Source organism: Enterovibrio sp. QJM3NY_24, assembly GCF_057786035.1.
On the sequence record NZ_CM173519.1, the window covers coordinates 41,979 to 61,178 of the forward strand.

Annotated in this window: 16 protein-coding genes; 11 read left to right on the forward strand and 5 right to left on the reverse strand. The window is 49.0% G+C overall.

Annotated elements, in window-relative coordinates; translation table 11 throughout:
* Positions 1–37: 37 nt before the first annotated feature.
* The 8 genes from ubiE to hemB all read left to right on the forward strand — a co-directional run bounded on the left by ubiE (position 38) and on the right by hemB (position 6,595).
* Positions 38–817 (forward strand): bifunctional demethylmenaquinone methyltransferase/2-methoxy-6-polyprenyl-1,4-benzoquinol methylase UbiE, encoded by a 780-nt coding sequence (ubiE, locus tag AC3CIC_RS00190; RefSeq protein ID WP_488515080.1) that lies wholly within the window; start codon positions 38–40, stop codon positions 815–817.
* A gap of 9 nt (positions 818–826) precedes the next feature.
* Complete coding sequence (locus AC3CIC_RS00195; protein ID WP_017005016.1) at positions 827–1,459, forward strand: ubiquinone biosynthesis accessory factor UbiJ; 633 nt, start codon at positions 827–829, stop codon at positions 1,457–1,459.
* Entirely contained in the window at positions 1,456–3,090 is a 1,635-nt protein-coding gene (gene ubiB / locus AC3CIC_RS00200; protein ID WP_488515081.1) for a ubiquinone biosynthesis regulatory protein kinase UbiB, read from the forward strand. Before AC3CIC_RS00195 ends, ubiB begins: the two co-directional genes overlap by 4 nt.
* Before the next feature lie 132 nt (positions 3,091–3,222).
* Positions 3,223–3,453 (forward strand): Sec-independent protein translocase subunit TatA, encoded by a 231-nt coding sequence (gene tatA / locus AC3CIC_RS00205; protein WP_016959503.1) that lies wholly within the window; start codon positions 3,223–3,225, stop codon positions 3,451–3,453.
* A 3-nt stretch (positions 3,454–3,456) separates the two neighbouring features.
* Positions 3,457–3,810: a Sec-independent protein translocase protein TatB gene (gene tatB / locus AC3CIC_RS00210; RefSeq protein ID WP_407331839.1), complete on the forward strand. Its 354-nt coding sequence runs from the start codon at positions 3,457–3,459 to the stop codon at positions 3,808–3,810.
* A 37-nt stretch (positions 3,811–3,847) separates the two neighbouring features.
* Positions 3,848–4,612 carry a Sec-independent protein translocase subunit TatC gene (gene tatC / locus AC3CIC_RS00215; protein WP_488515082.1) on the forward strand — a complete coding sequence of 255 codons (765 nt, stop codon included), beginning with the start codon at positions 3,848–3,850 and terminating at the stop codon, positions 4,610–4,612.
* Between the two features lie 105 nt (positions 4,613–4,717).
* Entirely contained in the window at positions 4,718–5,497 is a 780-nt protein-coding gene (gene tatD / locus AC3CIC_RS00220) for a 3'-5' ssDNA/RNA exonuclease TatD (RefSeq protein WP_488515854.1), read from the forward strand.
* Between the two features lie 42 nt (positions 5,498–5,539).
* Complete coding sequence (gene hemB / locus AC3CIC_RS00225; protein ID WP_016959499.1) at positions 5,540–6,595, forward strand: porphobilinogen synthase; 1,056 nt, start codon at positions 5,540–5,542, stop codon at positions 6,593–6,595.
* A 94-nt stretch (positions 6,596–6,689) separates the two neighbouring features.
* On the opposite strand, the gene asnC is transcribed toward hemB, so the two are convergent.
* Positions 6,690–7,151 (reverse strand): transcriptional regulator AsnC, encoded by a 462-nt coding sequence (gene asnC / locus AC3CIC_RS00230; protein ID WP_016959498.1) that lies wholly within the window; start codon positions 7,149–7,151, stop codon positions 6,690–6,692.
* Positions 7,152–7,272: 121 nt separating this feature from the next.
* Between asnC and AC3CIC_RS00235 the strand changes: the two genes are divergently transcribed.
* Both AC3CIC_RS00235 and AC3CIC_RS00240 read left to right on the forward strand, forming a co-directional pair.
* Positions 7,273–10,425: an ABC transporter substrate binding protein gene (locus tag AC3CIC_RS00235; RefSeq protein WP_488515083.1), complete on the forward strand. Its 3,153-nt coding sequence runs from the start codon at positions 7,273–7,275 to the stop codon at positions 10,423–10,425.
* An 86-nt stretch (positions 10,426–10,511) separates the two neighbouring features.
* On the forward strand, positions 10,512–11,282 hold the full coding sequence (locus AC3CIC_RS00240; protein ID WP_488515084.1) for a class I SAM-dependent methyltransferase: 771 nt from the start codon (positions 10,512–10,514) through the stop codon (positions 11,280–11,282).
* 620 nt (positions 11,283–11,902) lie between these two features.
* On the opposite strand, the gene AC3CIC_RS00245 is transcribed toward AC3CIC_RS00240, so the two are convergent.
* Genes AC3CIC_RS00245 through hemC form a run of 4 tightly spaced genes read right to left on the reverse strand, consistent with a single transcriptional unit; the run spans position 11,903 to position 16,032 of the window.
* Positions 11,903–13,090 (reverse strand): heme biosynthesis HemY N-terminal domain-containing protein, encoded by a 1,188-nt coding sequence (locus AC3CIC_RS00245; RefSeq protein WP_016959494.1) that lies wholly within the window; start codon positions 13,088–13,090, stop codon positions 11,903–11,905.
* Entirely contained in the window at positions 13,087–14,343 is a 1,257-nt protein-coding gene (locus AC3CIC_RS00250; RefSeq protein ID WP_488515085.1) for a uroporphyrinogen-III C-methyltransferase, read from the reverse strand. Before AC3CIC_RS00250 ends, AC3CIC_RS00245 begins: the two co-directional genes overlap by 4 nt.
* On the reverse strand, positions 14,327–15,100 hold the full coding sequence (locus AC3CIC_RS00255; protein ID WP_488515086.1) for a uroporphyrinogen-III synthase: 774 nt from the start codon (positions 15,098–15,100) through the stop codon (positions 14,327–14,329). The genes AC3CIC_RS00250 and AC3CIC_RS00255 overlap by 17 nt, the downstream gene beginning before the upstream one ends.
* Positions 15,097–16,032, reverse strand: coding sequence for a hydroxymethylbilane synthase (gene hemC, locus AC3CIC_RS00260; protein ID WP_394213090.1), 936 nt, complete (start codon positions 16,030–16,032; stop codon positions 15,097–15,099). Before hemC ends, AC3CIC_RS00255 begins: the two co-directional genes overlap by 4 nt.
* Before the next feature lie 548 nt (positions 16,033–16,580).
* Here hemC and AC3CIC_RS00265 point away from each other — a divergent pair.
* The gene (locus tag AC3CIC_RS00265; RefSeq protein ID WP_488515087.1) at positions 16,581–19,136 is read left to right on the forward strand and encodes a class I adenylate cyclase; all 2,556 of its coding nucleotides are present in this window, start codon (positions 16,581–16,583) and stop codon (positions 19,134–19,136) included.
* Positions 19,137–19,200 lie beyond the last annotated feature (64 nt).

Below are 19,200 nucleotides of genomic sequence, written 5' to 3' on the forward strand. Positions count from 1 at the left end.
TTTCCTATTCCAGTCCGGTGTTACTCAGGGGTTTACAATGACAGATTTGACACAGGGCGTGACGCAAGACACAGAGGACAATACCACTCACTTTGGCTTCAAGACGATCGCCAAAGAAGAAAAGGTCGGTATGGTTGCTAACGTCTTCCACAATGTGGCCGCAAAATACGACATCATGAATGATGTGATGTCCATGGGTATTCACCGAATTTGGAAACGCTTCACCATTGATTGCAGTGGCGTACGCCCTGGTCATCGCGTGTTGGATTTGGCGGGCGGTACCGGTGATTTGACCGCAAAATTCTCTCGCATTGTCGGTGAGAAAGGTCAGGTGGTATTGGCTGACATCAACAACTCCATGCTCAATGTGGGTCGCGATAAACTGCGTGACATGGGCGTGGTAGGCAACGTGAACTATGTTCAAGCTAACGCAGAAGAACTGCCATTTCCGGATGACCACTTTGATTGCATCACCATCAGCTTTGGTTTGCGTAACGTTACCGACAAAGACAAAGCGCTGCGTTCTATGTATCGCGTGTTGAAGCCGGGTGACCGTTTACTGGTATTGGAATTTTCTAAGCCTTTGGTCGAGCCGTTATCAAAGATTTATGACGCCTACTCGTTCTACCTTCTGCCTAAAATGGGCGAGCTTATTGCTAATGATGGCGAGAGCTATCGTTACCTGGCAGAGTCTATTCGCATGCACCCTGATCAGGAAACGCTGAAAGGCATGATGGAAGATGCCGGTTTTGATCAAACCAAATACTTCAACCTGACCGGTGGCATTGTTGCCCTGCACCGTGGTTACAAATTCTAAGGTGCCAGTATGCCTCTTGACCCATTAGTCACCGCTGTTGTTGAGACTAGCCTTAACTCGCTGGTTCGTCAGGATGCGGAAAGTCAGCGTCGACTTGCTCGCCTGAAAGGCAAAGTATTGCGTGTCACCCTGACAGACATCAATAAGAAACTGGTGTTTGTATTCAGTCAGCAAATTGATGTGTTAGCAGATTTCGACGGTGATGCAGATTGCGATCTGGCGTTGGCGATCTCTGTCGCGCCGCAGCTGAAAGACAAAGCCAACCTGACTGCGCTTATCAAGCAAGACAAGCTGCATCTTGATGGTGACATCGATGTTGCTCAGCAGTTTTCCAATTTACTCAATGGCCTTAACCTAGACATTGCCGAATGGTTATCTCACTACACCGGTGATGTAGTAGCACACACTATGGTGCGCGGCGCCAAGCAAGGGCTGGCTTTTATTAAAGCATTCGGCGAGCGCAATCAGCGCTATGCGGCGGAATTGGTCGTTGAAGAGTGGCGCTTGGCACCCGGAGCGCTGGAAGTGGCTTATTTTGCCGATCAGGTTGATGAAGTGCAAAGTCAGGCATCACGTCTACATGCGCGCTTTGATGCGTTTGAACAAAAACTGGCGTTAGCCGCCAAGGTGGAAAACGCATGACACCGAGCGAAATTCGTCGCCTCTATAAAATCACCCAAGTACAGCTGAGTTATGGGTTAGATGAGTTGCTGCCTAAGCAGCCGATCACTCGCGCCCCACATTTGCTGCGAAAAATGCTGTTTTGGATGAAAAACGAACACCAAGGCATGCCGTTGGGCGAACGTTTAAGATTGGCACTGCAAGCGCTTGGACCGGTTTGGATTAAGTTCGGGCAAATGATGTCGACGAGACGTGATTTGTTTCCACCTGCAATTGCCGATCAGCTCGCGCTGTTGCAAGACCAAGTTGCCCCTTTCGACGGCAAGCTTGCTAAGACCCAAATGGAAAATGCGTTGGGTGGACCGCTCGAAAACTGGTTCGATGATTTCGACGAAACGCCACTGGCTTCTGCATCCATTGCGCAGGTACACACCGCGACGTTGAAAGAAAATGGCCGAGAAGTGGTATTGAAAGTCATTCGTCCTGACATTCTTCCTGTCATTCAAGCCGATATCAAACTAATGTATCGCATGGCGCGTATTGTTGCCCGCTTCCTGCCTGAGGCTCGTCGTTTAAAGCCTGTGGAAGTGGTACGTGAGTACGAGAAGACCTTGCTCGATGAATTGGATTTGATGCGCGAAGCGGCCAATGCAATTCAACTACGCCGCAATTTTGAAAACGACCATATTCTTTATGTGCCCGAAACCTTTAGTGATTACTGCCGTACCAGTTTGATGGTGTCGGAGCGTATCTACGGTATTCAGGTGTCCGATATGGAAGGGCTTAAAGCCAACGGTACGGACTTGAAATTGCTCGCTGAGCGCGGTGTACAGGTGTTTTTCACCCAAGTGTTTCGCGACAGCTTTTTCCACGCTGATATGCACCCTGGCAATGTGTTTGTTTCTTACGAACACCCACAAGACCCGCAGTGGATAGGTTTAGATTGCGGCATTGTTGGTACTTTGAATCGAGAAGATAAACGCTACCTGGCGGAAAACTTCCTCGCCTTCTTTAATCGTGATTATCGCAAAGTGGCAGAGCTGCACGTTGATTCTGGATGGGTGCCTCACGATACCAATGTCGACGAGTTTGAATTCGCGATCCGCACTGTGTGTGAGCCTATTTTTGAAAAGCCGCTGTGTGAGATCTCCTTCGGTCACGTATTGCTAAACCTGTTCAATACGGCGCGTCGCTTTAATATGGAAGTGCAGCCTCAGTTGGTACTGCTGCAGAAAACCTTGCTGTATGTAGAAGGCCTAGGGCGTCAGCTTTACCCGCAATTGGATCTTTGGGACACGGCGAAACCGTTTCTCGAACAATGGATGTCACGCCAGTTAGGGCCGCAAGCGGTCATTAACGCGATCAAAGAGAAAGCACCATTTTGGGCTGAAAAATTACCGGAACTCCCTGAGCTGGTCTATGACAGTTTGCGCCAAGGCCGTCAGGTCAATCAGCGCATGGATGTTATGTATAAAGAATTTATGCAATCGCGAAAGCAACACAATCGTGCAAGGTTCCTGTTGGGTGTTGGGGCAACACTGATCGTCACCTCTGCCATACTCTATAGTAACCAAGTGGAAGATTTGCCGCAGATAGCGGGAACGGTTGCGTTGTTCAGTTGGTTGTTTGCATGGCGAGCATTTAATAAATAAGTGTCAATTCAAGTTATTCTCGCTGAAAGCCGAAAATTGAGGTAGCTTGGCAATATCAAATAAGTTGTAACATTATGCGAGTAGACTCGGGTTACTTCAGTTATTCACCACATAAAACAGAGGTTGTACTAGATGGGTGGTATTAGTATTTGGCAACTCCTTATCGTTGCCGTCATTGTCATTCTCCTGTTCGGTACCAAGAAGTTGCGTAACATTGGCGGCGACTTGGGCTCGGCAGTAAAAGGCTTTAAGAAAGCCATGACTGACGATGAGAAGAAAGACGCTGACTTCGTCCAGGAAAAACTGGAAGAGAAAGACAGCACGGCACAAAAGAGCGAAGCGAAAGACAAAGAGCAGGCATAATCCGTGTTTGATATCGGTTTTTGGGAGCTGATCCTGATCGCAGTTGTAGGTCTGGTGGTTCTCGGCCCTGAACGTTTACCTGTTGCTATTCGAAATGTGTCCCGCTGGATTGGTGCGGCGCGACGTATGGCTGGTTCTGTGAGAGATGAGCTTGAACAAGAGCTTAAAATTCAAGAGCTACAGGATAACTTGAAAAAAGCCGAGCAGATGGGAATGCAAAACCTGTCGCCCGACCTGCAGCAGTCTGTTGATGAGCTGAAAAAAGCAGCAGAAGGTGTCCAGCGCCCTTACGCCAGTAAGAGTGAAAACACTGATGTTGCCAGCGCCTCTAGTCCTACTAAGGATAAAACCGAGTAACGGTATTCCGTAGGGCTCAAGTTTTTGTCGAGTAACTATGTCATCTGTTGAAGATACCCAACCGCTTATTAGTCACCTTGTAGAACTGAGAGACAGACTGCTGCGCGCTTTATTAGCTGTGCTGGTGGTGTTTCTTGGTTTGGTGTATTTCGCCAACGATATTTACACATTCGTGGCGGCACCCTTGGTTGATCGGCTGCCTGAAGGCACCAGTATGATTGCAACGGATGTGGCATCGCCCTTCTTCACGCCAATCAAACTGACCTTGGTGGTCTCGGTGTTCGTTGCTGTTCCTATGATCTTGTATCAGATTTGGGCGTTTGTGGCGCCTGGGCTGTACAAGCATGAAAAACGTCTTGTCATGCCACTTCTGGCATCCAGTTCTTTGCTGTTTTATTGCGGCGTGGCTTTTGCGTATTTCGTTGTCTTCCCGTTGGTGTTCGGCTTTTTTACGTCGATTGCCCCGATAGATGTCGAGATAGCCACCGACATTGCCAGTTACCTCGATTTTATTTTGGCACTGTTTATGGCGTTCGGTATTGCGTTTGAAATACCGGTCGCGATTATTTTGTTGGTGTGGACAGGGGCTGTGGACCCTGACGACTTACGCAAGAAGCGGCCTTATATCGTTGTCGCTGCGTTTGTTGTTGGCATGTTCCTGACACCGCCAGACATTATTTCGCAAACGCTGCTGGCTATCCCAATGTGTCTGCTGTTTGAAGTGGGGCTGTTTTTCTCCCGCTTCTATAAGCGACGCAATGAAGAAAACAGCGACGAGAATGAAGAGCACAGTCAGGGATAACGCCCTGCCAGAGTGAATAAAGCCAGTGATACACTGGCTTTTTCTTTATGCGCCCAATGTAACGTAACCACCAACGTTGCTAAGACAGATAACCGAGGACAAACAGTGATTGATATTGGTGTCAACTTAACCAGTAGCCGGTTTGATAAAGACCGAGATGACGTCGTCTCTCGTGCCAAAGAGGCGGGTGTCACCGCAATGCTTCTGACCGGGACTGATCTTGATTCAAGTCCTCAAGCGGCGGCGCTTGCCGCCCAGTATTCTGACTTTGCTTATTCGACCGCGGGCGTGCATCCACACGATGCCAAAACGGTGGAAGATATGGCATTGCCTACTATTCGCGAGCTTGCGAGCCTTCCGCATGTCGTGGCAATCGGTGAATGCGGGCTCGACTTTAATCGTGATTTCTCACCTCGCCCACAGCAAGAAGCGGTGTTTGAAGCGCATCTTCGTTTAGCTGCTGAGTTGAACATGCCTGTGTTTCTGCATTGCCGAGATGCTCATGAACGCTTTATGGCGATATTGACACCATGGCTGCCACAATTGCCGGGCGCGGTATTGCACTGCTTTACCGGATCGGAGCAAGAGCTGCGTGAGTGCTTAGAGGCGGGGTTGTATATCGGTATCACGGGCTGGGTATGTGATGAAAGGCGCGGTGAGGCTCTTCGCGCTATCGTACCGCTTATTCCGGATGACCGATTGATGATAGAAACCGATGCGCCTTACTTACAGCCGCGTGATCTCAAGCCTAAACCTAAGTCGAGCCGCAACGAACCTTGCTACTTACCTCATATCGCGTCAGTGATTGCTGTATTGCGTCAGCAAGACACTGAGCAGTTGATCACACAAAGCGTGGAGAACACCCGTCGCTTATTCAAACTGTAGACGTTATGATTCGCTCAAAGCACTTGGATTAAGGAGGATATCGTGACCATATCCATTCAGGGCGCATTCCCGGCCCGTCGCATGCGCCGTCTGCGCAAACATGACTTTAGCCGTCGCTTAATGGCAGAAAACCAACTGTCAGCGAGCGATTTGATTTACCCGATGTTTATCCTTATGGGTAAAAACCGCCGTGAAAGCATTGAATCAATGCCGGGCATTGAACGCCTTTCCATTGATTTGATGTTGTATGAAGCAGAATACCTAGCCAAGTTAGGCGTTTCAGCGATCGCGTTGTTCCCTGTTGTGCCGAAAGAGTTTAAATCGGCCAGTGCCGAAGAAGCGCATAACCCTGAAGGGTTAGTTCAGCGTGCCGTGCGACTGTTGAAAGAGCATGTGCCACAAATTGGCGTGATCACTGATGTCGCACTCGACCCATACACCTTGTCGGGTCAAGATGGTTTGACTGACGATAACGGCTATGTGCAAAACGACGAAACCACCCAAGTGCTAATCCAGCAGGCATTGTCCCACGCTGAAGCGGGTGCGGACGTGGTGGCCCCATCAGACATGATGGACGGTCGTATTGGCGCTATTCGCGAAGCACTCGAAGAGGCGGGTTACATTCATACCCAAATCATGGCGTATTCAGCTAAGTATGCATCAGCCTATTACGGACCGTTTCGTGATGCGGTTGGATCGGCGGCAAACCTGAAAGGTGGCAACAAGAAAACCTATCAGATGGATCCAGCTAACAGCGACGAAGCGATTCATGAAGTGGCGATGGATATCAATGAAGGCGCTGACATGGTCATGGTGAAACCGGGCATGCCATATCTGGATGTGGTTCGCCGAGTGAAATCAGAGCTAAAAGTGCCGACCTTTGCTTATCAAGTCTCGGGCGAATACGCGATGCATAAAGCGGCGGCGTTAAATGGCTGGCTGAATGAGCGTGAAACCGTGATGGAATCGCTACTGTGCTTTAAGCGCGCAGGGGCAGACGGTATCTTGACCTATTTCGCCAAAGACGTTGCGCGTTGGTTGGCTGAAGATAAGCAGATGGATATCCCTGATTTGCCAAATCAAGAAAGCACTGAATAATTAGTTCTGTGCCGAGAACACCAAAATGCCAGCAACTTCAACTTGCTGGCATTTTTCATTTTGGCAGTCCTGACGGTTGTTTCCTGTGTCTTACTTACGGTGCCACATTTCGCTTAATGGGGTTTTGCAGAGAAATCAGCGTTTCCGTTGACTGCACTTCGTCGATAGCTTGCAGTTTATCAATCAGGACATATTGCAGCTCTTCAATGGAGCGGCACATGAGTTTAACGAAAATGTTGTAGGCGCCGGTGGTGTAATAGGCCTCGACGACTTCATCGAGCTGCTGCAGTTTTTCTATCGCAGAATGGTAATCACGGGCAGCATAAAGGTTGATGCCGATAAAACAACACACGTCGTAACCAAGCGCTTTGGTATTAACCAACACCTCAGTCCCCGTAATAATACCTGCAGCTTTCATCTTTTCCACACGCACATGTACCGTCGCTGGACTGACCGAAAAACGCTTGCCCATTTCGGCATAAGGCACTTTGGCATCGGCCATCAAGGTGTGCAGGATTTGGCGATCTAAATCATCTAACTTTGCAACGTCATTCATTGGTATTCACTAAACTCCATGTTACCCGCAGTTTCCGTGCATGAAACTTGACCAACTGACAGGCTTACCAATAGGGTGTCACCATAATGATACTCTCAGGAACATTTTAATAATTATTCCTATGCGCCAGATATTTAAGTGTTTCTTTCTTGCTATCGTCTTACTGAAAAGCGGCGCAGTCCTAGCAGCCTATCAGGTTCTTGCTGTGCATTCCTATCATCCCGATTTTTTTTGGACAGAATCACTGGTTGAAGGTATCGAGCAGGGTATAGAAGGACAAGACATTGTTGTCGAGCACACCTATCTTGATACCAAGCGCGTTCAGTCCGTCGGCTATATGGCGGAATTGAAATCCCTTTATCAGAGCCGCCTGCGTGATCATCACTATGACGCCATAATGACCACGGATAACGCGGCATTGTGGCTGGTGAGTGCTTTGGCGGAGCAGGTTGGTGATATTCCGGTGGTTTTTTCAGGCCTGAATATCGCCAGCTATCAACCTTTTGAAAGCCTTACACGCTTAACGGGCGTGGAAGAGTTAATCAATGTGCCGGATAACGTCGCTTTGATTAAAGCTGTTCATCCAGATACCCAACGCGTGTGGTTAGCGCTTGATGATGCTTATTCCAGTCGTGACTACTGGCAGGCGATCAGTGAACAGCTAGTAAATGCTGGGGATTTGGGCGTTGAGGTGAATCGTCTTCACAAGATGCGTTTTGACGATTTGGTGAATCGCATTGCTGAATTAGAATCCGGTGATGTGGTGTTGTTCATCTCGTATTTCAAAGATGCCGATGGGGCATTTATGAACCACGGTGACCTGCTTACGAAGATCACGGCTTCCGCGACAGTTCCTATCTACGGCGCAAATAGCTTTATGCTGCCCTATGGCGTGATAGGTGGGATCATGGTTGATGGTCATCATCATGGTTTGGTGCAGGCACAGCTATTGACTGAAGCCTTGCAGTCCTCAACGACGCCACCTATCGTCACTGATGCTAACCAACTCATGTTTGAGTACACCACAGCCAAGAAGAAGCACATTGACCTGACCTTATTCTCCAACGTGGTGTCGGTGAATCAACCCCCTTCATTTATGGTCTCTAATCGAGATGCGATCCTCAGTAGTGTCGCCATTATGTTTATTGCTGGTTTGATCATTGCTGGATTAGCCAAGCAAATGAATAAGCAAAAAAAGGGCGAGCGTGAGTTAGCGCAAAGCCGTGCTTTGTTTAAAGGCGTGTTCGATCAGAGCCACCAATATATCGCCCTGCTTGACTATCAAGGCCGCGTTGTCTCCGCTAATGGTGCGTTTCAACGGATATTCCCTCAATGGGAAACGCGAGAGTCTATGCCTCTTTGGCATTGGTCCGATTGGTTAAGCGGTGACAGATTGAAATTGCACATTGAATCGCTGATAGAGGGGCAAACTAGTCGTTTTGAGGCCTGTCTATTATCAGAGCAGCAAAACGAAGTGATACTTGATGTGGCGCTCAAAGCGTTGCCCGATCACAGTGATGCCGATGCACAGATACTGTTTGAAGCGCGAGATGTTAGTCAGCGCAAACTGGCCGAACAGAAATTACAACGCAGCGAAGTAGAGTATCGCATGTTGTATGAGCAGCAACCTGTGATGTTGCTGACCATTGACCACCAGTCACGTATTCAATCGGTTAATCAATGCGCGACCGAATGGCTGGGCTTTTCCAAACGCCATATGCTTGGGCACAAAGTCACTGATTTTTATGCAGACGATAGTCCTCCGCCACGCAGCTTACTGGGCAGTTCGAATCGCCAGCGTTTTGGGATTTGGCGTCGTGAAACTCGCTATCGCACCAGTGACGGGCAAGAGCGTTGGATTCGTGAAAGTGTCCGCTCCACACAAGTGCAATCTCAACTTCTGCTGGTGGGGGAAGACATCACCGAAAATCGTCGTATGGAGCAGCAGCTTCGGTACCAAGCACAACATGACTTCCTCACGGGATTGATAAATCGTAGCCATTTTGAAATGTGTTTGGTTGATGCACTGAACTCCGCCTCAGACGAGCGTTTTACTCACGCAATGTTCTACATCGATCTGGATCAGTTCCGTGTGATTAACGACACGGTTGGGCATGAAGCGGGCGATGAAGCGTTAAAACAAACCGCACAAGCGCTAAGAGAACTGCTGCCTACTGGTGCCACGCTGGCGCGATTAGGCGGCGACGAGTTTGCAGTGATTTGTTATCAATGCGACGAAGAGCAGGCGCTTGCACAGGGTAAACAAATTCTTGATAGTCTCAGTGAGATGGATTTCTACTGGAACAATTCTCGTTTGGCATTGAGTTGCTCCGTGGGTATTCGCATGTTGGACAAAACGGCGGGAACGCCTCAACAAGTGCATGCGCAGGCTGATACAGCCTGTTTTGCCGCAAAACATGATGGTCGTAGTCGGGTTCACCTTTATCGCCCTGATGACGAAGAGCTTCGTCGTCATGAGCGTGAAATGGCATTTGTGAATAAAATTCACGCCGCCCTCGCTGAAGATCGGCTTGAAGTGTATGCCCAGCCCATTGTTAGTGTGTCTTCAAAGCTGAGAGAAAAACTCTATTTCGAAGTCTTGGTGCGTATGCGTGACCGCGAGGGTAACTATGTTGCGCCCGGGTTGTTTATTCCTGCGGCTGAGCGCTACAACATGGCGCATCTTATCGATAAACGAGTCATCGAAAAAACCTTGGGCTGGTTTGAGCGCAACCCTGAGTACGTGAATGAAATCGCCATGATTTCGATTAATCTGTCGGGACGTTCAATGAGCGACGAAGGTTTCATTGCTTTTCTTCTTGATGCGCTGACCTCGAGCAATGTGCCGAGTTCTTCGATCTGTCTAGAGATCACCGAAACCGCCGCTATTGGCAATCTGACGGATGCGATTGAGCTGTTTACCAAACTCAAGCAGCTAGGTTGCACCATTGCGCTGGATGACTTTGGCTCTGGCTTATCGTCGTTTGGCTACCTCAAGCGATTGCCTGTCGACATTATCAAAATTGATGGTCAGTTTGTTCGTGACATTGCGGAAGATGAAACTGATTACGCAATGGTAAGGGCTATTCACGAATTGGCCACGCAGATGGGCAAGAAGACCGTGGCGGAATTTGTCGAGAACGAAGCCATCTTAACCCGCCTTAAATCGCTCGGTGTCGATTATGCGCAGGGTTATCACTTCAGTATGCCAAAACCGATGGAATTGCTTATCAAAAGCGAATATCTGCAACGCTCTCTAGAGGCGCAAGAGTAAGCGGCAAGAAGATCGCCGTTTTCTTTGCTCCAACTAGACGACGCTTGAGGTTATACTCGGCGAGACTAGATTGCCGGAGAACTCAGGTGCAGATTGCTTTAACCTGCGAAGCGCCAACGCGCCAAGACACCCTCGATACCATCGCACAACGTTGGGGTCTCACCCATGACCGCGATGCCACGTTTGCCCTCGTTTTAACCGAATCACAGTTAGAGTTGCGTAAGCTGGATGAACCTAAACTGGGCGCTGTTTTTGTTGATCTCGTCGGCGGTGCTGTTGGGCATCGCCGTAAATTTGGTGGCGGTAAGGGGCAGTCGATTGCCAAAGCGGTTGGCCTCAACAAAGGTGCGACACCGACAGTGCTCGATGCCACGGCGGGCTTGGGGCGCGATGCGTTTGTGCTGGCGTCACTGGGCTGCAAAGTACAGATGGTAGAACGCCACCCTGTGGTCGCGGCATTACTTGAAGACGGCTTAGAACGTGCCAAGCGAGATCCAGAAATTGGACATTGGGTCAGCGAACGCATGTCGATGGTGCATGCATCCAGTCACGATGCATTGACGCAGTTGGTGGATGACATAACGCTTGAGCGCCCTGATGTGGTTTATCTTGACCCTATGTATCCGCACAAAAAAAAATCAGCCTTGGTAAAAAAAGAAATGCGCGTGTTTCAGTCACTGGTTGGTGCTGATCATGATGCTGATGGTTTGTTCGATCCTGCTTATGTGCTGGCAACCAAGCGTGTGGTGGTTAAACGCCCCGATTACGCTGAGTTCATTGCGGGAAAAACGCCGTCTACCCAAATTGAAACCAAGAAGAATCGTTTCGACGTTTACGTGAAAGCGGCGATGCGTTGATCGCGTATAGCGTTGAGCAGATGACCTAGATATTGCAGAGGAGGCATAGGGTTGGCAAAAACCTTGTGTGATTGGAAAAGTAAAGACATTGAAAAAGACATGGTGGCGTTAGCTAAACTGGTCACAGCCCCCGATTATGTGTGTCGAAAGTGTGCACGGGTGGCTAACACAAAAAAAGTCCTCTGTAAGCCGATTGAGCTTAAGCCCTGAAGCGGCATATGTCTTCCTTTAACATTTGATATCTTTGGTTCAGCATCGTCAGATGCTGAAAACAAAAACGCCTCCAAGCGGAGGCGTTATTGGTAATAGGCAGAGAATTACTCCATGCCTTTTACCAGCAGAACTGTCAGTAGACCGGTAACAACAGAAACCATCAGGCCTGACACAATGATCCAAGGTAACATATCCATGATTCAACGGGCTCACTTTCAAATAAAGGTTTTTGACATCAAAATTTTACCTTCCTATTTGATACCAGCTACTTTGTCTTAACAATGGCTGGTAAATAGCCCTTAATGATTATTAACGAATTGAAACATAATGGGTTGTTTTTACGGCTTTGAGTGAATTTTGTGAATAAAAAAACGCCCGTTCGGGCGTTTTTTTGTGCGCAAAATGTTTCATTCTTTGTGAGGTAGCGCGAGTTTCAATGCTTCACGTGAGAGGTGATTGGCTTCGCCTGATTCATTGAGCTTTTCAAGCGTATCAACCAGCCATGCATAGTCGGTCACATCGGCACGAATATTGAGCGCTTTTTCAAAATGCTGACGAGCTTCTGCCCATTTTCCTTCGCGGAAATACAACTGACCCAATGCGCTGTGTGTGATCGGATTACTCTCGTTGTAGCGCAACAGATCCTGCAACTTCAAAATCGCTGGGTGATAGTCAGGCAATGACAACTCAGGCACGAGACCAATCAAGGTTTCATCAGGATGCTTTTTAAGATTTTCTCGTAAAATGACATAGGCTTCAGAATCGGCGTGACGTGCAATCAATTGTTTGACTAAGCAGGCGATCAGCGGTGTTTGCTGACGCGCTGCACGCGACAGGCTATTCCAATGCGCCAGAAGGCCATCACTGCCCTTTTGTGTCGCGATATGGGCCATCAAGCCGCATTCAGCTTTTAGCTCCAGTTTGGTCGCATCTGCGTCAGAAATGGCTTTCACACGTTTCAGTGACGGCAACAGGCGAAGCAATGCTTGCCAATCTTGCAGTTGTAGATAGGTATCTTTAAGCAGATTGAGCAAGATGGCATTGCGAGGGTTCGCATCTAACAAGCCTTGCATGCTTGCCAGTGCTTCTTCGTATTGGCCCTGACGGTATTGAAGTTTTGCACGAGTCAGTGAGGTAGCTAGGCTGTCAGTGCCAAAATCAGAGGCTTGTTGCAGGTAGCGATCGCGGTTTTCCACATCGCCACGGCCCTGCGCTGCTTCTGCGGCGGCTAAGTAATTAAGCAGCGGCGCATCACTGCAGTTTGCACCCTTTACCACCAATTTCTCCGCTTGTTTCCAGTCTCCTTCCAGCAATTTGACCAAACCTTGGTTAGTTAAGGTGCGCGCCTTTTTGCTTTTACGGCCAGAAAACCAGCCACGGGTTGAGTTCGAAAACGAAAACAATTTGCGAATGAGAAACTCGAGAATGAACAAGGCAGCAAATGCAGCAATGACCACGATAACCAATGTAGTCAGACTCATTTCGATGGTTTGATTTGCGGCAGAGATCAGCACATAACCTTGATTACCGGCCAAATCAGGACCAACAATCAAACCTGCGATCAGTGCGATAACTAATAGGAGGATTTTGATCATTGGCTGCTCTCCCCCGTCGACAGCGGCGCAAGGTCGCGCCGTAGGCGATCGGCTAACAAGTCGCTGATAAGTTGCTGGCTTTCCAATGCTTCTGGATAGCTCACCGCAATGGTTTGCTGGCTCAGTGCTTTTAGCGTGCTGACAAAGCTTTCGGTGATCTTGGCGTCTTGGTTATAGAAACGCTCGGCCCATTCTTCCGCCGCTTTCAACGATTCCGCATACAGACGACCATTTTGGCGATACACCGCGGTGATGGCCTGATCCAGTTTGGCTTTGAGGTTTTCTTGCAAATAGAAGGTTTGCGCAGGGGTTAGAAGCGGTACGACATCACCATCGCGTTTACGATAGGTAATAAACTGACTCACAAAATCGCTCAGTGACGCTTTAAGGTTTTTCTGCCAATCATCGACGTTATCTGAAACTGTCTCTGGGACAACCGCTTCGCCTTCAGGAATGATCGCATTGGCCAGTGGCAGTTTATCCACTTCTTGTTGCAAGCTGTTCAGTCTGAGTACGATGCCGTCACGGTCGATGCGCTTAATCGCTTTCAGCTGTTGAATGTCTTTTGCCATGGCTTGGCGCAGTGGCGTCAGCGACGGGTCATTCAACTCTGCAATGCGTTGGTCTGCATTTTCCATCAAGGTTGTTGCGGTCAGCACGTCATGTTGCAGCCATAATTGACGGCCTGCTTGGTTAACTAAATAGTTCGCTTCTGCTAGTAACCAGTCATTAGGACGGCGACCTTTCACGTCAGCCAAAGCCGATTGCAAACTGGCAATGGTTTTGCCCTGCTGGTCGATCAGCACTTGTGTATCTTGCGTGGCTTTTTGCACCGCAGCTTGTGCTTGTTTGTCACTGTCTTCCAGCGCCGTTTTCAGTTCAGAAACCTGAGAACTTAATGTGGCAATACCTGCGTTGTATTGCATTGATTGCTGATGCCCGTGGTAGTAAAGACCCGCGCCCAGTGCAATAACCAGCACAATGGCAAGTACAGCCAATCCACGCCCGCCTTTCCTTTCTTTCACAGGTGCAGAGGCGGTGGGTTTTGAAGGCTTAGCAGGTTGGGTTTCTTTTGCTGAAGAAGACGGTGCCACAGAAGATTTATCGCCTGCTTGAGTCTTATCAGACACTTTAGTATCTGTATGAGAAGGAGAGCTGGTGGCTTTGTCAGACGCATTCGTTGCCGTGTCTTTTGAGGATGCTGGCGCCGCTGTGTCTTTCTCCGTGCCTGAAGGTTTATTCTTGTCTGTCATCCGAATGTCCCGAGTTGTTCATCTCGTATAAAGCGCGCAGCAGCGAGTCATTGGAGGCGCTGTTTACGCAGTTAATTGCCGAAAAGCCAAGGCCAATTGCTTGATTGTAAATCCGTTTGCTTGGCACCAGTATATGGCATTCTCGTAACCATTGCTGGTCACACTCTGAGATTGTCTGGCATAAAAGTGAAAGTTGTTCACCACTGGTGACGACAAAGGTGTCGACGCCGTCTGCCCGCCATTGTTTGGCTAATGATGATAAATCGTCTGCGTTCCAGTGTCGTTGATAGGCTTCAAAATAGCGCACCTTGGCACCACTTTGAATGAGCGTATCTCCCAATAAGGCCCGCCCGCCATTGCCGCGTAAAATCAGTACAGATAACGATGTTGTTTTTGAAAAAACGGGCAGGGATAACATGCCTTCACTGTCTTCGCTCGGGGGCTGCAGGGCATCAATGCCGCTCAGTTCGCGCCAAACAGAGGCTGTTTTTTCGCCCACAGCAACGAAATGTAGGTCCGTTCGCCATTGGGTATGATGTTCGTTTAAGTGCAGTTGCGCATATTCGACAGCGCGTGGGCTGACAGCAACAACCACACTGCCGCTAGGCAGTGTGGTTAGGGTATCGCGAAGTGTCGGGAGGTCGGCGCCGGCTGAAAAAGATAACAAAGGCGCGGGCAGCGCCTTTATTCCTGCTTGGTTGAGGCTGTCGACCAGCGCATAACAGGCAGGTGCCGGACGGACGACCACGACCGTCATATTTCGTCCTGATACAACTTTTCAAGAATTGGGCGTGCGCCTTCTGCCAGCAATCGCTCTGCAAGGCCGGTTCCCAATTCTTCGGCTTTTTCTAGCGGCCCTGTGACTTCACCACGAATGATTTCGCTGCCGTCTGGCTCGCCAACCAAAGCGCGCAAATAGATTTGATCGCCTTGAATTTCAGAATAACTGCCGATAGGAACCTGACAACCACCTTGTAGGCGATTGTTCATGGCGCGCTCGCACAATACGCGATAGGTGGTGTTTGCATCAGCAAGTGGCTCGAGCAAAGCACGAACACGCTCATCGTCAAGTCGACATTCAATGCCGACGGCGCCTTGTCCAACTGCAGGCAGGATTTCTTCGGGTTCGATTTCATTGCGAATACGGTCATGCAGTCCAAGGCGCTTCAAACCAGCCGCAGCAAGGATGATGGCGTCATATTCACCGTTATCGAGTTTACCCAGACGTGTCCCCACGTTACCGCGTAGATCGTTAACCACGAGGTCGGGGCGCATCTCACGCAGTTGGCACTGACGACGCAAGCTCGATGTACCGACAATCGCGCCTTGTGGCAGATCGCTGATACTCGAATACGTGTTAGAAACAAAAGCATCACGTGGATCACCACGCTCACAGATAGTGACGAGTCCCAGCCCTTCTGGAAATTCGACAGGGACATCTTTCATTGAGTGAACGGCGATATCAGCACGTCCTTCCAGCATGGCTTGTTCTAGTTCTTTTACGAACAGGCCTTTGCCGCCCACTTTCGCGAGTGGCGTATCCAGAATAATGTCGCCCTTGGTCACCATTGGCACCAACTCAACCACCAGACCGGGGTGTGTATTCTCGAGAGCAGCTTTAACATATTCGGCCTGCCAAAGCGCCAATGGGCTTTTGCGAGTCGCGATGCGTAGGGGCGTTGAATTCATAGTGGGTTCCATGTGATTTGCATACGCTAATCGTATCACCGCTTCTCATTGCCAAACCACCTCAAGATGCAGGATTTCAGAAGTCAGTCGGTACGTGTGATGCCCTGTGATTCGTCGTATCACTTAGATGGGTTGTTTCGGTGATTGGCGTCAGTGATTAACGAGGACAGTGAACGTGAAGTGCAAAAGATGGAGGGCTGTTATGGAAATGCGTAGCAATAAGGCAGAGAAAGCGGCGTCTAAAATGTGCGAAGCTTTGCACCATAGACTATCCTGTGTGATATGGATCAAATAATAAGGGTCGTTGTAGGGTGTGAAATACTACTTGGTTCACCTTATTTCGAATCAAATTTGAGATAAAGCGTTGTGTGTCTCACAGTTTCGTTCAGATAGTGAGCGATGTTTAGCAAATATGTTGTGTCGTTGCTTGCTTTACGCTCCGAGTAAAAACTGTTAGATTGATCACGTTTTTATCCATGGGACTCGCAGTGGTATTTCGTTGAGGCCTGTTTCGTTGACTAGGATGTCGGCAACTTTGGATGTTAATCTTGCAAAACTATATTGATCAGCAAATAGAGCGTCTTAATGCCTTCAATCGAGTACGATTGGAGCGCGCACGAAGCGCTATGCATTCTCAGGCCGTTAACGTGTTTAACGTATTACCTGCTTTGCTGCACTTTAACCATCCTGCCGTTCCTGGCTACCTCGAGCGCAGTGTTGTTCACGGCATTGCCAGCTTTACCCTTTCAGATATTCATCAAGATTTTGTCAATGATTGTGCATTGGCATCGAATACGTCTGCGCCGGAAAAACCCATTTCTGAAGATTTCCCGATTAAAGGGATGTTCTCCATGGGCAGCACCGCGTCGATGGGGCAAAGCCTGAGCAGCGATCTGGATATTTGGGTTTGTGTGCAACAGTGGGTGAGTGAAGAAGAGCGCTCAATGCTCGATGCTAAGTGCTCGCTGATTTCTGATTGGGCAATGGCACAAGGCGTAGAAGTGAACTTCTTCGTGATGTGTGAGCAGCGTTTCCGTCAAAACCTCGCGCAGGAAATGACGTCTGATAACTGTGGCTCCAGTCAACACTATCTCTTACTTGATGAATTTTATCGCTCTGCCTTACACCTAGCTGGTCAGCAACTGCTGTGGTATTTGGTGCCGCCAGAGATGGAAAACTGCTATGAAGAATACGTGGGTGAGATGATCGCTAGCGGTGCGCTTCGTCGTGATGACTGGGTCGATTTTGGCGGATTGCCGTCGATCCCAGCAGAAGAGTATTTTGGCTCCAGCCTTTGGCAACTGTATAAAAGTATCGACTCCCCGTATAAGTCGGTATTGAAAGCGATTTTGCTTGAAGCGTATTCTTGGGAATACCCAGGCACGCAGCTTCTTAGTGTTGACGGTAAGCGCCGTTTCTTCTCCGGTATGGTGGATGTGTATCAATCTGATGCTTACTATCTGATGCTGGAGAAAGTCACGCGTTATCTTGAACGCATTGACGATCACCGTCGTCTCGACTTGGTGCGTCGCTGTTTTTACCTCAAAACCCATGAAAAACTGACCCGTGAGCCAGGTCCTGGCTCCGTGCCATGGCGCCGTGAAGTGTTGTGTGTATTGACCCGTGAATGGGGTTGGACGCAAGACGATATTGCACGTCTGGACAATCGCCGTAACTGGAAGGTCGAAGAGGTTAAAGAGGCGCATAACGAGCTGTTAGAAGCCTTGATGCTGAGCTATCGCAACCTGATCCGCTTTGCGCGTCGCAATGACATTACTTCTGCGATTAGCCCTGAAGATATCAGTATTTTGGCGCGTAAGCTGTACGCTGCATTTGAGGTGTTGCCGGGTAAAGTGACCTTGCTTAATCCTCAATTATCGCCGGATTTGCACGAACCTAACCTGACCTTGATTCAAGTGCCAGAAGGGCGCAACAATCCGCCGGGTTGGTATTTGTATAAGCAATCACTTAAACCTGTCGACATCATTGGTCGCGCGCCACTAGAGCACAACCGTTACTTGTCCAAGCTTGTTGCTTGGGCGTATTTCAATGGCATGCTCACTGAATCGACTTGCCTGCATTCCGTCGCACGTACCAGTGAAGTCGACATCGACAAGTTGTATCAGCTGGTGAGTGACATGCGAAATACCTTCTCGGTACGTCGACCGCATCCATCATTGCAGGCGTTGTCGAGCCCTTGTGAAATCCGCAAACTGGCGCTGTTCATCAACCTTGAGCACGATCCTACTTCTGAATTGAAGCAGCCGTCAGTTCGATTCGATTTCAAAAACACAGACATTTTCAGCTACGGTGCTGATCAGCAATGCTTGGTGGGTAGCGTTGATTTGGTTTACCGCAACAGCTGGAACGAAGTGCGTACCCTGAACTTTAAGGGTGATAACGCCATGCTGGATGTGCTTAAGACGCTACTAGGCAAGATGCACCAAGATGCGATTCCCCCCGAGTCTGTCGACGTGTTTTGCTACGCTGGAAAAATGCGCGGCTTGATCCGTAATTTGGTGTATCAGTTGGTGGCAGAATGTATTGATATGCGATTAAAGCCTATCGATCAGGAAAAACGTCGTCGTTTTAAAGCGATTCGAGTGGCTGATCAAACCTTCGGATTGTTCTTTGAGCGACGCGGCGTGTCGGTACAAAAACTTGAGAACTCGGTGGATTTTTACCGTTCTATCTCAACCAACAAGATCACGGGATCGCCCTTGGTGATGTTGGATAAAGAGGGCGAAATACATCCGCCAGAAGTGGTCGATGCGTATGCTAGTGAAGGTATAATCCAGTTTTTCTTCGAAGATTGCAGCGAAGGGTTCAATATTTATGTGTTGGACGAAAACAATCGCGTAGAAATGTATCGTCAATGCAGTGGCGATAAAGAAGAAATGGTGCAAGGCGTGAACCGCTTCTACACCTCATCTCAGGAAAAAGTGAGCTTTAGTGGCCAAGCCGTTAATTTCAATTTACCTCAGTTTTACGACATCATCCATCAGGCTGATGGTCGGGCGCAGGTGATCCCGTATAAGAGTGATCGCCAGTGGCAACGTGGCGCAGAGACGCGCGGTGAGCCAGCACAGGTTGCTTCTCGTTAAATTTTAAGCCTTGACGTACCGACACAAACGTCGCTGAAAACCTGATGGCTTTCAGCGACGTTGC

Excerpts from the sequence above, each read along its gene's own strand:
- ubiE (WP_488515080.1), top strand. The coding sequence starts at position 38 with ATGACAGATTTGACACAGGGCGTGACGCAAGACACAGAGGACAATACC.
- AC3CIC_RS00195 (WP_017005016.1), top strand. The coding sequence starts at position 827 with ATGCCTCTTGACCCATTAGTCACCGCTGTTGTTGAGACTAGCCTTAAC.
- ubiB (WP_488515081.1), top strand. The coding sequence starts at position 1,456 with ATGACACCGAGCGAAATTCGTCGCCTCTATAAAATCACCCAAGTACAG.
- tatA (WP_016959503.1), top strand. The coding sequence starts at position 3,223 with ATGGGTGGTATTAGTATTTGGCAACTCCTTATCGTTGCCGTCATTGTC.
- tatC (WP_488515082.1), top strand. The coding sequence starts at position 3,848 with ATGTCATCTGTTGAAGATACCCAACCGCTTATTAGTCACCTTGTAGAA.
- asnC (WP_016959498.1), bottom strand. The coding sequence starts at position 7,151 with ATGAATGACGTTGCAAAGTTAGATGATTTAGATCGCCAAATCCTGCAC.
- AC3CIC_RS00235 (WP_488515083.1), top strand. The coding sequence starts at position 7,273 with ATGCGCCAGATATTTAAGTGTTTCTTTCTTGCTATCGTCTTACTGAAA.
- AC3CIC_RS00245 (WP_016959494.1), bottom strand. The coding sequence starts at position 13,090 with ATGATCAAAATCCTCCTATTAGTTATCGCACTGATCGCAGGTTTGATT.
- AC3CIC_RS00250 (WP_488515085.1), bottom strand. The coding sequence starts at position 14,343 with ATGACAGACAAGAATAAACCTTCAGGCACGGAGAAAGACACAGCGGCG.
- AC3CIC_RS00255 (WP_488515086.1), bottom strand. The coding sequence starts at position 15,100 with ATGACGGTCGTGGTCGTCCGTCCGGCACCTGCCTGTTATGCGCTGGTC.
- hemC (WP_394213090.1), bottom strand. The coding sequence starts at position 16,032 with ATGAATTCAACGCCCCTACGCATCGCGACTCGCAAAAGCCCATTGGCG.